Origin of the sequence: Methylobacterium sp. SyP6R (assembly GCF_019216885.1) — a bacterium.
Classification (GTDB): Bacteria; Pseudomonadota; Alphaproteobacteria; order Rhizobiales; family Beijerinckiaceae; genus Methylobacterium.
Genome location: NZ_JAAQRC020000001.1, coordinates 2,284,633 through 2,297,857 on the forward strand (window position 1 = coordinate 2,284,633; position 13,225 = coordinate 2,297,857).

10 protein-coding genes are annotated in these 13,225 nt (G+C 70.2%); 3 read left to right on the forward strand and 7 right to left on the reverse strand.

Going from position 1 to position 13,225, the window contains the following annotated elements:
* Positions 1–10 precede the first annotated feature (10 nt).
* Both HBB12_RS10585 and HBB12_RS10590 read right to left on the reverse strand, forming a co-directional pair.
* Positions 11–565 (reverse strand): DoxX family membrane protein, encoded by a 555-nt coding sequence (locus HBB12_RS10585; RefSeq protein ID WP_236989311.1) that lies wholly within the window; start codon positions 563–565, stop codon positions 11–13.
* A 172-nt stretch (positions 566–737) separates the two neighbouring features.
* Positions 738–1,994: a multidrug effflux MFS transporter gene (locus tag HBB12_RS10590; RefSeq protein ID WP_236989312.1), complete on the reverse strand. Its 1,257-nt coding sequence runs from the start codon at positions 1,992–1,994 to the stop codon at positions 738–740.
* Between the two features lie 359 nt (positions 1,995–2,353).
* On the opposite strand from HBB12_RS10590, the gene HBB12_RS10595 reads away from it, so the two are divergent.
* Both HBB12_RS10595 and HBB12_RS10600 read left to right on the forward strand, forming a co-directional pair.
* Positions 2,354–3,802, forward strand: coding sequence for a mannose-1-phosphate guanylyltransferase/mannose-6-phosphate isomerase (locus tag HBB12_RS10595; RefSeq protein WP_236989314.1), 1,449 nt, complete (start codon positions 2,354–2,356; stop codon positions 3,800–3,802).
* A 195-nt stretch (positions 3,803–3,997) separates the two neighbouring features.
* On the forward strand, positions 3,998–5,239 hold the full coding sequence (locus HBB12_RS10600) for a GGDEF domain-containing protein (RefSeq protein WP_236989315.1): 1,242 nt from the start codon (positions 3,998–4,000) through the stop codon (positions 5,237–5,239).
* Between the two features lie 66 nt (positions 5,240–5,305).
* Here HBB12_RS10600 and HBB12_RS10605 read toward each other — a convergent pair whose 3' ends face one another.
* Both HBB12_RS10605 and HBB12_RS10610 read right to left on the reverse strand, forming a co-directional pair.
* Positions 5,306–5,572 carry a hypothetical protein gene (locus tag HBB12_RS10605; RefSeq protein ID WP_236989316.1) on the reverse strand — a complete coding sequence of 89 codons (267 nt, stop codon included), beginning with the start codon at positions 5,570–5,572 and terminating at the stop codon, positions 5,306–5,308.
* Between the two features lie 43 nt (positions 5,573–5,615).
* Complete coding sequence (locus HBB12_RS10610) at positions 5,616–6,326, reverse strand: carbonic anhydrase (RefSeq protein WP_236992740.1); 711 nt, start codon at positions 6,324–6,326, stop codon at positions 5,616–5,618.
* A 344-nt stretch (positions 6,327–6,670) separates the two neighbouring features.
* Here HBB12_RS10610 and HBB12_RS10615 point away from each other — a divergent pair, with 344 nt between their 5' ends.
* Complete coding sequence (locus HBB12_RS10615) at positions 6,671–7,672, forward strand: 4-hydroxyproline epimerase (protein WP_236989317.1); 1,002 nt, start codon at positions 6,671–6,673, stop codon at positions 7,670–7,672.
* Between the two features lie 484 nt (positions 7,673–8,156).
* On the opposite strand, the gene modA is transcribed toward HBB12_RS10615, so the two are convergent.
* The 3 genes from modA to HBB12_RS10630 form a co-directional block, all read right to left on the reverse strand.
* Positions 8,157–8,936 carry a molybdate ABC transporter substrate-binding protein gene (gene modA, locus HBB12_RS10620; protein ID WP_236989318.1) on the reverse strand — a complete coding sequence of 260 codons (780 nt, stop codon included), beginning with the start codon at positions 8,934–8,936 and terminating at the stop codon, positions 8,157–8,159.
* An 83-nt stretch (positions 8,937–9,019) separates the two neighbouring features.
* Positions 9,020–9,808 carry a pentapeptide repeat-containing protein gene (locus HBB12_RS10625; RefSeq protein ID WP_236989319.1) on the reverse strand — a complete coding sequence of 263 codons (789 nt, stop codon included), beginning with the start codon at positions 9,806–9,808 and terminating at the stop codon, positions 9,020–9,022.
* Positions 9,809–10,042: 234 nt separating this feature from the next.
* Entirely contained in the window at positions 10,043–13,216 is a 3,174-nt protein-coding gene (locus tag HBB12_RS10630; protein WP_236989320.1) for a multidrug efflux RND transporter permease subunit, read from the reverse strand.
* Positions 13,217–13,225 lie beyond the last annotated feature (9 nt).

Below are 13,225 nucleotides of genomic sequence, written 5' to 3' on the forward strand. Positions count from 1 at the left end.
CCACGCGCCGTCAGGCCGCGGCCTTGGCCGGGCGGGGCCCGCGGGGCGCGGCGGCCCGCTTGCGGGGCGGTTTCGAGGCCGAGTCCTTGGGGGCCGAGTCCTTGGGGGCAGAGTCCTTGGGGGCCGGGACCCTGGCCGCCGGCGCCGTGCCGCGCTCGCCCCCGTGCCACCAGCCCTGCCAGCTCCAGCCGCCCGGACCGGTCACGGCGTAGAGCACGAAGCCCGCGGCGAGGCCGAGCTGGGCGAGAAAGAGTTCCTGCTCGACCCGGGCGACGGCGCCGGAGAACTCCCAGAACCGGTGCAGCAGCAAGCCCGCCACCACCGCGTGGAGCGCGAGGCCGAGGCCGACGAGGCGCGGCAGCAGCCCGAGCGCGAGGAGGAGCGGGCCGAAGATCCCGATCACCACCGAGGCCGTCGCGACGGCGTTCGGGTAGGGCATCCCGGTCGCCGCCAGCGTCAAGGCGAAGCCCGAGGGGTTGAGCGCCCGCCCGATCGCCGCCGGCAGCAGGGCGGAGGCGAGCAGGAGCCGCCCGGCGAGCAGGATTCCGTCGTTGCGCGCAGCCATCCCGAGCCCCTCGTCGAATGGGCGGACGGTGGCGCGGGACCGGTTAAGGGGGTTCTACCGGACCCCGCACCTCCGCGGATTTCGCCGAAGTGGTTACCGGTTCGGCGCCGAAAATCTGCGACACGGCAAGAGCCTGAACGGGCGAAGCGTCGGCCTGCCGACGCCAGTCCGCTCAGAACAGCCGGCCGCGCTCGGTCCACAGCACGGTGGCGAGGGACAGCCCGCTCAGGGCGCAATAGCCGAGCGCCAGCGGCGTCACGGTCCCGTCGAAGGACTGGCCGACGAGGAGGCCGCAGAAGGCCGCCAGCAGCGTGGTGTAGAAGCCGATGAACGACGAGGCGGTCCCGGCGATCGCCGCGAGCGGCTCCATCGCCAGGGCGTTGAAGTTCGGCATCGCGAAGCTCATCAGGAACTGGCACGCCGCCAGGGTGACGATCAGCAGCCAGAGCGGCGGCGTCCCGGCGAAGGCCAGGACCAGCGCGAGTTGCAGGCAGGCGGCGAGGAACAGCCCGAGCGTGCCGCCATGGGCCAGCCGCCGCATGCCGAGGCGGCGCACGAGGCGGGCATTGATCAGCGTCGCGACACCCATCGCCCCGGCGATCAGCGCGAAGGCGACCGGGAACAGGGGCCCGAGATGGTAGAGGCCGGTATCGAAGACGGCCTGCGCCGAGCCGACATAGCCCATGATGCAACCGGTGGTGAGGCCGAGCGCGGTGGCGTAGCCGAGGGAAGCCCGGGTCCGCACCGTGACGGCGATGCCCGATCCGATCGCCCGGGCCGAGACCGGCCGGCGGAAGGCCGGATGCAGGGTCTCGGGCAGGCGCGTGCCGAACCACGCCAGGGTGACGAGCGCCAGCGCCAGCATCAGGCCGAAGATCATCCGCCAGCTGCCGGCGAACAGGACGAGGCTGCCGAGCGAGGGGGCAAGAATCGGCACGATGAGGAAGACCATCATGCAGAACGACATCACCCGGGCCATGTCGCGGCCCTCGTAGCGGTCGCGCACGATCGCCACCGCGAGGACGCGGCCCGCCGCTCCCCCGACGCCCTGGATCGCGCGGGCCAGCAGCAGCACCTCGAAGCTCGGCGCCAGCATGGCGAGCACGCTGCCGGCGAGGTAGATGCCGATGCCGGCGATCAGGGCCGGGCGCCGCCCGGTCCCGTCCGAGACCGGGCCGTAGACGAGCTGGGCGGTCCCGAAGCCCAGCATGTAGACGTAGACCAGGAGCTGCAGCCGGTTGGGGTCCTGGATCGCGAAGTCGCGCTGGATCGCCGGGAAGGCCGGCAGGAAGCTGTCGATGGTGACCGCGGTCAGGCCCATCATCAGGGCCATCAGGGCGACGAACTCGACGAAGCCGGGCCCGGCCCAGCCGGATTCGGGCCGGATCATCTCAGGCTTGGTCGCCCCGCCGCTCGCGCTGCTCGCCATGGTCATCCCGAGGGGCCGGCTCTCGCGGGAAGGCGGCCGGCAACGGCGCCGAGGAGTGACGCAGGCCCGCCGCACCCGCAAGGCGCGCGGGGGCATGGCAGCGATGCGGCACTCCTCCGCCAGCGGAGGCGCGGCATTCGCGTCCGCGAAACCATGCGGCGCGACTTTCCGGCGGGACGGCCGGAAGTGGCGGGCCCCTCCCCTTTCGAGTCGCTTGATCGGCGTGGCAAACTCCGCAACCTGATCCGGCCTCGCGCGCGGCGGCCTGCCCGGTCTCCCGAGATCCGCACGGCCATCAGCCGCGAAGCCCCTGTTTTTCGAGCCGTCCCCCTCGGCCGTTCCCGGCCCGGAGCCCGACCATGTCCGATGCTGGCGACCTGATCCACCCGGTGATCCTGTGCGGCGGATCGGGGACGCGGCTATGGCCGGCCTCCCGGGAGAGCTTCCCCAAGCAATTCATCCCGCTCGCCGAGCCCGGGCGCTCGTCGTTCCAGGCCACCGCCGCGCGGCTCTCCGACCCCGCCACCTTCGCCCGCCCGGCGGTCATCACCGCCAACGACGCCCGCTTCCTCGTCGCCGAGCAGCTCGCGCAGGGCGGCGTCGCCGCCGACATCCTGCTCGAACCGTGCCGGCGCGATTCCGCCCCGGCGGTCGCCGTCGCGGCGCTCCACGCCGCCGCCCGCGATCCGCAAGGCCTGGTGCTGATCCTCGCCGCCGACCACGCGGTCGGGGACGACGCGGCCTTCGTCGCGGCCGCCCGGGCCGCCCGGGCCGGGGCGAGAGCCGGGCACATCATGACGCTCGGCATCGCGCCAACGCAGCCGGCCACCGCCTACGGCTACATCCAGCCGGGCGCCTCCCTCCCGGGCGAGGCCGGCGCGGACGGAGCGCGCGTCGTCGAGCGGTTCCTCGAGAAGCCGGACGCCGCCCGCGCCGCCGGCCTGATCGCCGAGGGCGCCCTGTGGAACGGCGGCTACTTCCTGTTCCGCGCCGACGTGATGCTGGACGAGCTCGCGGCCCACGCCCCGGCGGTGCTCGCGGCGGCGAAGGCGGCGTTCGAAACCGCCACCCGCGACCTCGACTTCGTGCGCCTCGGCGAGGAGGCGTTCGCCCGCGCGCCGCAGATCTCGATCGATTACGCGGTGATGGAGCGGACCGCCCGGGCCGGCGTGCTGCCGGTGAGCTTCCCGTGGTCGGATATCGGCACCTGGGGCGCCCTGTGGGAGGTCTCGCCCCGGGACGCCGACGGCAACGCGCTCCGCGGAAGGGTCGCGGTGCGGGACACCCGCAACAGCCTGGTCCACGCCTCGGGCGAGATCCTGACCACGGTGGTCGGCCTCGACGACGTGGTGGTGGTGACGACCGACGACGCGGTGCTGGTGACGCACCGGAATGCCGGGGCGGAGGTGAAGGGCCTGGTCGAGGCCCTGCGGCGTCGGGCTGAGCCGGAGGCGGATGCCCACCGGCTGATGTACCGGCCCTGGGGCTCCTACCAGCGCATCGACATCGGGTCGCGCTTCCAGGTGAAGCGGATCACCGTGAAGCCGGGCGGCCGGCTGTCGCTGCAGAAGCACCATCACCGCGCCGAGCACTGGGTGGTGGTGCGCGGCACCGCCGAGGTCACGGTCGACGGGGTCGTGCGCCTCGTGCACGAGAACGAGGCGGCCTACCTGCCGATCGGCTGCGTGCACCGGCTGGCCAATCCGGGCAAGATCCCGCTCGAGCTGATCGAGGTCCAGGTCGGCAGCTATACCGGCGAGGACGACATCATCCGCATCGAGGACGTCTATGGCCGCGAGGGCGGATGACGCCCGGCGGCGCGCCCGGTCGCGAGGGGCGGCGCATCGCCGCCTCGGCCCCGCCCGGACTGACGGATTAGTACGACAATACTGGTATCGAAGACGCGCCCGGATTTACCGTGTCGCAACGTTAAGGAACGGGTAGGCCATCCTCACCTAAGGACAGGAGGCGCTGTGGCAGACGCGGCATAGGAGGGTTCGACCTTGGCCGCCGGATGTCCCGCACCGCCCGACGAGACCGGCCGCCTGGACGGGCTGCTGCGCTTCGATCCGCACACGGACGCGCGGTACGAAGCGGAGCATGGCCGGGAGCGTGCCGTCGCCTTGTGCCAGATCGTCCTGTTCGGCGTCGCCATCTACAACGTCGACAACCTCACCAACCTGTGGCTGACGCCCGATCTCTTCGCGCTGAGCGTCGTCTGCCACCTGCTGGTGATCACGCCGGTCTCCCTCGTGCTGGCCTGGCTGATCCGGCGCGTCGGGCCGGCCCGGCGCGAAGGGCTCGCCCTTCTCGGGATGATCGGAGCCGCCGCGGTGCCGATCCTGCTGTTCTGGCTGACGACGGCCCCGCTCGGCAGCTACACGTTCCACACGTCGGTCCTGGCGATCGTCTTCGGGAACATGCTGCTGGCCCTGCGCTTCCGGCACGCCCTCGCCTTCACCGGCCTGGCCTTCGTCGGCGCGATGCTGGCCCTCGCCACCAAGTCGGGCCTCGATCCGAACCTGCGGCTCGGCCTGTCGGTGCAGTTCGTCACCGGCGGCACGTTCGCGCTCTACGCCAATTACCGGATGGAGCGGCAACGATGCCGCGAATATCTCCGGACGCTGGCCGCGCGAACCGCCTCCGAGGCGGCGGAGTCCGAGCGCGAGCGCTATCAGAGCCTGTCGCATACCGATGCCCTCACCGGCCTGCCCAACCGCCGCGCCCTCGACGAGCGGGTGCAGGACTGGCTCGGCGACGAGCGCGCCGTCGCCCTGATGATGATCGACATCGATCACTTCAAGCCGTTCAACGACACGTTGGGGCATCCGGAGGGCGATGCCTGCCTGCGCCGGGTGGCGGCCCTGTTCGCCACCTTCGTGCCGGAAACCGGGATGTGGCCCGAGATCCTGGCCGCCCGCTTCGGCGGCGAGGAATTCACCGTCGTGCTGCGGGATGCCGGGGCGCCGGAGGCGGCCCGGTGCGCCGCCGCCCTGGTGCGCGCCGTCGAGGCGCTGGCCATCCCCCATCCCGGCCGCCCGGACGGGACGGGGGTCGTCACGGTCAGCATCGGGGTCGCGCTGAAGGACGTGGGCGCCGCCCGGTCCCGGCCCGCGCTGTTTACGGCGGCCGACCAGGCGCTCTACCGGGCCAAGAGCCGGGGGCGGAACGGCTATGCCCTGGCGGAGGGCGGAGATCCCGTCGGGACGCGACCGTCGACGACGGCGGTCGCCAAAGTTGCCTGACCGGTTGGCCGGCGCCGAGCCCACGGAGCCGACCCCACGAACCGAGGTCGATGCCGTGCCGGAGCGTCAGCGACCGGTGCAGCGCAGGGCCTCGCGCTGGCAGGCGAAGCCGGGCGTCGAGCAATGGACCCCGTCGGCACCGCGGGTGCACACGCGGCACGAATCGGTCCATTCGCGGCAGCCGGGATCCTCGGCCGGCGACACGGCGACGGGGTGCGGCGCAGGCCCGCGGGCCGGCGCGACATGGGCCACGAGGATCGTCGCCAGGGTGGCGGCGGCGGCGATCCACGCGAAGGCGGTGTCGCGGGAGCGGTCGGGTCGGAAATCGGCCATGCCGGGTTCCTCTCCCGCCGCGCCCCGCCTGTCAATCGAAGCTCTACTCGGCCGCCCGGACCTCGGGCGTCCCGACGCCGGCGGCGGCGAGCCGCGGCGCGGCCGAGGACTCGGCCACCGGCAGATCGTCCTCCTCGGCCAGGACCACGAAGCGCCCGGCCTCACCGTCATAGACCAGGAGGTGGCCGGTCTCGATCTCGAACAGCCAGCCGTGCAGGGTGAGCTGGCCGGCGGCGAGGGCGCTCGCCACCGCCGGGTGGGTGCGCAGGTGGTTGAGCTGCACCAGCACGTTCTCCATCGCCAGGGCGTGCAGGCGGCGCTTGTCGTCGATATCGTCCGGATAGGCGTCGCAGACGATCTTGCGGGCCGCCTCGCCATGGCGCAGCCAGGCGCCGACATTCGGCATTTTTTCCGCGAGGCCCGGGGTGAGCAGGCCCTTCATGGCGCCGCAATCGGAGTGGCCGCAGATCACGATGTCGCGCACGCCGAGCGCCATCACGGCGTACTCGACCGCCGCGGTCACGCCGCCCAGCATGGTGGCGAAGGGCGGCACGATGTTGCCGACGTTGCGGGTGACGAACAATTCGCCCGGGCCCGCCTGGGTGATCAGCTCCGGCACGACGCGGGAATCGGCGCAGGAGATCACCAGGGCCTTCGGCTTCTGGCCGTCATGGACGAGGCGCTGATAGACGGAACGCTGGCTCGGAAACACCTGCTCGCGGAACTGCGTGAAACCCTGAACGATATTGTCCATCATCGGCAACCTCCTCTCTGGGGGCACCGCCCGACGACGCGGAGACCGGCCGGTCGGACGATGCGGCAAACTCCAGGGCCTGGATCGGCATCCGACCGCGTCGCGATCGGGCAGCTTTCCAGGCCGCAGCCGAGCGGGCCCGCCACGGGGCCGCGCCATGATCCCGAGAACGTCGCGAGACGCCGCCGGGTTGCCCTGGGTCGTGCCTCTGCCTGTGCGTCATCTGGCCCGGCGCCGGGCCGGGATGAGAGTGCGGTCCTCGACCGTGGCCGTGCCGCGTTGACGGCGCGGCGAATTCTGCGACGAAGGGGGCGTCCGCGCCTCTCCCGGAGACCGCCCGCGCCATGCACCCGCACACCTTCCTCTGCGTCGACGCCCATACCTGCGGCAACCCGGTGCGGGTGGTCGCCGGCGGCGGCCCGGTCCTGCCCAACGTGTCCATGGGCGAGAAGCGGCAGATCTTCGTCGCCGAGCACGACTGGGTGCGCCGGGCCCTGATGTTCGAGCCGCGCGGCCACGACGCGATGTCGGGCTCGATCCTCTATCCGCCGTCGCGGGAGGATTGCGAACTCGGCGTGCTGTTCATAGAGGTCTCGGGCTGCCTGCCGATGTGCGGCCACGGCACCATCGGCACCGTCACGGTGGCCCTGGAGCAGGGCTTCGTGGTGCCGCGCGTCGAGGGGCACCTGTCGCTCGAAGTCCCGGCCGGCAAGGTCGAGGTCGAGTATCGCCGCAACGGCCGCTTCATCGACGAGGTCCGGCTCTACAACATCCCGAGCTACCTGCACGCCGCCGATGTCCGGGTCGAGGTGCCGGGGCTCGGGCCGCTCACCGTCGACGTGTCCTATGGCGGCAACTTCTACGCCATCGTCGAGCCGCAGCCCGGCTGGGCCGGCCTCGACGGCATGACCTCCGCCGAGATCCTGACCCTGAGCCCGCTGGTGCGCGAGGCGGTGCACCGGGCCGTCGCCCCGGTCCACCCGGAGGATCCGCGCATCCAGGGCCTGAGCCACGTCATGTGGGCCGACCGCCCGAAGCACCCGGAGGCGCACGCCCGCAACGCCGTGTTCTACGGCGACAAAGGCATCGACCGCTCGCCCTGCGGCACCGGCACCTCGGCCCGGATGGCACAGCGCGTCGCCAAGGGCCTGCTCAAGGTCGGCGACGACTTCGTGCACGAGAGCATCATCGGCACGCTGTTCCACGGCCGAGTCGAGAGCCAGGCGGAGGTCGGCGGGCGCGCCGCCATCCGCCCGAGCATCGGCGGCTGGGCCCGGGTGATCGGGCACAACACCATCCTGGTCGACGAGCGCGACCCCCTCGCCTTCGGGTTTCAGCTGGCGTGAGGGCGCCGTTCAATCGGCTTTGTCCGCAGAAACTTGGATAAAGTCCGAGATCTCCCATCCTCCACCTCATCCTGAGGTGTCAGAGCTTGTTTGATTATGATGTGACTGCTGCAGAGGACTTCTTCTTCCAGCCCACAACCTCATCCTGAGGTGTTAGCCGATCGAAGATCGGCTGACCTCGAAGGAGGGCTCCAGGGATCGCGCAGGCTTCTGGAGGCCTCCTTCGAGGTCAGTCCATCGTTGATGGACTGACACCTCAGGATGAGGTCGAGAATGGGAAGAAATTACCCTTCACGTCAAACAGGCTCTCAGTCGATCATCGATCGACTGACCTCGAAGGAGGGCTCCAGAAATCTTTGAGCGAACTGGAGCCCTCCTTCGAGGCTCCTTTCAGTCGCACCTCAGGATGAGGTCGCGAATGGGGAGAAAGAGACGCATGCGTGGCGAGCCTCGCCGATCGGACAGGCCCTGAGGTGTGGAATCGTCATTGCGACGCCCCCTCCCCGATCATCGTGAAGCCCTGCGCCTCGAAGAAGCGCCTTGCGGCCTTGCTCCGCAGATAGGCGAGGAAGCGCGCGCCACCGTCGCCCTTCGCCTCGGCCGTGACCGCGAACGGATAGACCACCGGCGGGTGGCTGCCTTCGGGAAAGACCCCCACCACCTTCACGCCCGGATCCGACCTCGCGTCGCTCTCGTAGACGACGCCAAGCGGCGCCTCGCCGCGGGAGACCAGCGCCAAAGCCGCCCGCACGTTGTCGGCCTGGGCGAGCCGCGGCTGCACCTGCGCCCACAGGCCCAGTGTCTCGAACGCCGCCTTGGCGTATTTGCCGATCGGCACCGAGTTGACCTCGCCGGTGGCGAGCCGCCCGTCGGGACCGAGCGTCCGGGAAAACCAGTCCGGCGTGAACGTCGCCTCGGTCACCCTGGCATCCTTGGGCGCAACCACCACCAGGCGGTTGGCCAGCAGGTTCACCCGGGTCTCGGGCCGGATCAGCTTGCGGGCGGCGAGGTAGTCCATCCATTCGAGATCGGCCGAGGCGAAGAGATCGGCCGGCGCGCCCTGCTCGATCTGGCGCGCCAGCGCCGAGGAGGCGGCGTAGCTCGCCCGCACCGGGATGCCGCTCTCCGCCGCGAAGGCCTTGCCGGCCTCGTCGAGGGCGTTCTTCAGGCTCGCCGCGGCAAAGACCGTGGTGGGTTCGGCGGCCGAGGCCGGGGCCGCGAGGAGGAGCAGGCAGGCGGCCCAGAGGGCGCGGGTGCGGCGCATGGCTAAAACATCCTCTCGTCGCGGCCGAGCGGGTCGGCCGCCGCTTCTTATGTCGCGGCGCATGGCGGCGGCCAATATCGAGGTTACCGGCTCGCCCGCGTGATCGCCCGCTCCGCATTCACCCGCGCCGCCCAGTCCCTGGCCCGATCCTCGCCCTTCAGATCGACGAGCCGCGCGCCCGCCACGTCGGCATTCTTGAACTCCGCCCCCGCCACATTCGCGCCGGTCAGGTTCGCCCCCGACAGATCGGCCCCCGTCAGCACCGCGTCGGTGAGGTCGGCGCCGCGCAGATCGGCATAGTCGAGCCGGGCGCGGCCGAGATCGGCGCCGCGCAGGGTGGCGCCGGTGAGGTTCACCGAGGTAAACACCGTCCGCATCAGGCCCATCGACTGGTTCTTGAGGTCGGCCCCGCCCTTCAGGCCGGCGAGGTTCGCCCCGCTCAGGTTGGCGTTCCGGAAATCGCCGATCGGGATCGCCTGGCTGAGATCGGCGCCGCTGAAATTCGCGTCGCGCGCCATGATGCCGAACATCCGCGCGCCCGCGAGCTTGGCGCCGGAGAGATCCGCCTTCAGGAACCAGGATTGCTCGAGGTTGGCACCAGTGAGGTCGGTGCCGCGCAAGCTGGCCTTGTTCAGGCGCGCGGTGCGCAGGTTGGCGCCGTGCAGGTCGAGGCCGGAGAGGTCGAGGCCGGACAGAGCCTTGCCCGAGAGATCGACCGGCCCACCCCTGGCGATCAGCGCCTCGATGTCGGCCCGGCTCATCTCGGCCTTCGTCATCGCCGGGGAGGCCATGTCGGCGCCGAGCAGCATGTCCTGCTCGGCGGCGGCCGGGCCTGCCATCAGGACGAGGACAGCAAGGGCGAGGCGGCGCATCGGTTCACTCCCGTCGGTGTACCGCGCCGATCGATCGGGCGCCGGCCTGTTGCCCGCAATAGAGCATCAAGCCAGTCCCGAAGCGAGGCCGACCAACAGCCAAGGGCGCGGGCCTTAGAGCGCTTCACGATCGCGGCGCAATCGCGAAGCTCTCTAAGTCCTTGTTATGCCGCATTTTCTGCGACGAACCGGTTTCCACTTCGTCGGAAAATGCTCTAGCCCGCGCCCTTCACCTCAATGCCCGTGGGCGTGCTCCCGCGCCGGTTCCGGCGCGTGCACCGCCTCCGGCGCCGCGTCGAGGTTCTCGTCCCGCACGCGCTTCCTCTGGAAGAACCGCATCGCGACGACGAAGAAGACCGGGACCAGGATCACCGCCAGCACGGTGGCGGAGATCATCCCGCCCATCACGCCGGTGCCGATCGCCTGCTGGCTCTTCGAGGCCGCGCCGGTCGCGATGGCGAGCGGCACGACGCCGAAGATGAAGGCGAGCGAGGTCATGACGATCGGCCGGAAGCGCAGGCGCGAGGCCTCGACCGTGGCCGGCACCAGCTTGGTGCCGGGCTTCCAGAGTTCACGGGCGAACTCGATGATCAGGATCGCGTTCTTGGCCGACAGGCCGATGATCGTGATGAGCCCGATCTTGAAGTACACGTCGTTGGGCATGTCCCGGATCAGCACGCCAGCGACCGAGCCGATCACGCCGAGGGGGATGACCAGCATCACCGCGAGCGGGATCGACCAGCTCTCGTAGAGCGCGGCGAGACACAGGAACACGATCAGCACCGACAGCGCCAGCAGCAGGGTCGCCTGCGAACCCGCCTGCTTCTCCTGGAGCGACTGCCCGGTCCAGGTATAGCCGAACCCCTTCGGCAACTGGGTCATCAACCGCTCCATCTCGGCGATGGCCTCGCCCGAGGTGAAGCCCGCCGCCGGCTCGCCGGTGATGCGGACCGACTGGTAGCCGTTGAAGCCGATGATCTGGGCCGGGCCGACGCTCCACTTCAGGCTGGCGAAGGACGACATCGGCACCATCGTCCCCTGCTGGTTCTTGACGCCGTAATTCAAGAGGTCGGTGGCGTTGAGGCGCTGGTTGTCCTCGGCCTGGACGATCACCCGCTGCATCTTGCCCCGGTTGGGGAAGTCGTTGGTGTAGACCGAGCCGAGATTGACTTGGATGGTGTCGTTGATGTCGGAGAAGTTGACGCCGAGGGCCGCCGCCTTCTCGCGGTCGATCACCAGTTCCGCCTGCGGCGCGGGCGGCAGGCCCTCGACGTAGACGTTCTTGAGGATCGGGCTCTTGCGGGCGATCGCAAGCAACTGCTCCTGCGCCGCCATCAGGGCCGAGTAGCCCTTCTGGGCCCGGTCCTGGAGGCGGAAACTGAAGCCCGAGGCGTTGCCGAGGTTGTCGATCGGCGGCGGCTCCAGCGCCTGGATCACCGCGTCGCGGTAGCCTGCCATCGCCTTGTTGGTCCCGGCGACGAGCGCCGCCGCCGACTGGTCCTTGCCGCGCTCCGACCAGGGCTTCAGCGTCACGAAGGCCTGCGAGGTCATCTGGCCCTGGCCGGAGAACGAGAAGCCGTTGACGATCGTCACGGTCGCCACGCCCGGCTGGGCCAGCAGGTGCTCCTCGGTCTTCTTCACCGCGGCCAGCGTACGGTTGAACGAGGAGCCCGGGGGGGTCTGGATGTCGACAGTGAAGAAGCCCTGGTCCTCGACCGGCAGGAAGCCTTCGGGCAGGCGCACGAAGGCGTAGGCCACGCCCGCGACCAGGATCAGGTAGACCACCATCATCCGGCCGGACTTCTTCACCGCCCAGGCGACGCCGCGGCCGTAGCGGGCGGTCTCGCGGTCGACGATCCGGTTGAACCAGCCGAAGAAACCCTTCTTGGCGTGGCCGTGCCCGGCCTCGACGGGCTTCAGCAGCGTGGCGCAGAGCGCCGGGGTTAGCGAGAGCGCCAGGAACGCCGAGAAGGCGATCGAGGTCACCATCGCGATCGAGAACTGGCGGTAGATGATGCCGACCGAGCCGGGGAAGAACGCCATCGGGATGAACACCGCGACGAGCACCAACGTGATGCCGATGATCGCGCCGGTGATCTGGCGCATCGCCTTGCGGGTCGCCTCCTTGGGCGACAGCCCTTCCTCGGACATGATCCGCTCGACGTTCTCGACCACCACGATCGCGTCGTCGACCAGGATGCCGATCGCCAGCACCATGCCGAACATGGTCAGCACGTTGATCGAGAACCCGGCGAGCAGCATGATCGTGCAGGTGCCGAGAAGCGCGATCGGCACCACGATCGTCGGAATCAGGGTGTAGCGGATGTTCTGGAGGAACAGGAACATCACGATGAACACCAGCACCACCGCCTCGACGAGGGTGTGGAGCACCTTCTCGATCGAGGCCTCGACGGCGGGGGTGATGTCGTAGGGGATGTCCCACTTCACCGTGTCGGGGAAGAACTGGGACAGCTCGACCATCTTGGCGCGGATGGCCTTGGCGGTGTCGAGCGCATTCCCATCGGGAGCGAGCGTCACCGAGATGCCGGCGGCAGGCCCGCCATTGAGGCGGGTGGTGAACTTGTAGTCCTCGCCGCCGAGCTCGATCCGGGCGACGTCGCGCAGGCGCACGGTCGAGCCGTCGGGATTGGCCCGCAAGACCACCGCGCCGAATTCCTCGGGCGCCCGCATCTGGCCCTTGACGGTGATGGGATAGTTGACCGCGTTGGTCTCCGGGCTCGGCTGGGCGCCGACGGCGCCGGACGCGATCTGGACGTTCTGGCGCGTGATCGCCTGGGTCACGTCGGCGGCGTTGAGCGACAGGCCGCGCAGCTTGTCGGGGTCGATCCAGACCCGCAACGAGCGCTCGGTCGAGTACAGGGTGGCGCGGCCGACGCCGGGGATGCGGCGGATCTCGTTGATGACGTTGCGGATGAGGAAGTCGCCGAGGGCGACCTCGTCCATCGACCCGTCCTTGGAGACCAGGGTGATGATGTTCAGCGTCGCGGCCGAGGCCTCCTCGACCAGGATGCCCTGCTGGCGCACTTCCGCGGGCAGCCGCGCCTCGACGCGCTTCAGGCGGTTCTGCACCTCGACGCCGGCATAGCCCGGATCGGTGCCGGGCTCGAAGTTGGCGGTGATCTCGACGACGCCGAACGAATCGCTCGCCGATTCGAAGCTCTGGATGTTGGCCGCGCCGTTCAGCTCGTCCTCGATGAGCCGCGTCGTGCCGGTATAGAGGTCCTCCACCGAGGCGCCCGGGAAGGCGGTGGAGAGGGCGATCGAGGGCGGCGCGATAATCGGGTACTGCGCCACCGGCAGCATCGGGATCGTGAGCACGCCGCCCAGACAGATGAACAGCGCGACGACCCAGGCGAAGATCGGCCGGTCGATGAAGAAGCTCGCCAAGGGGGTGTC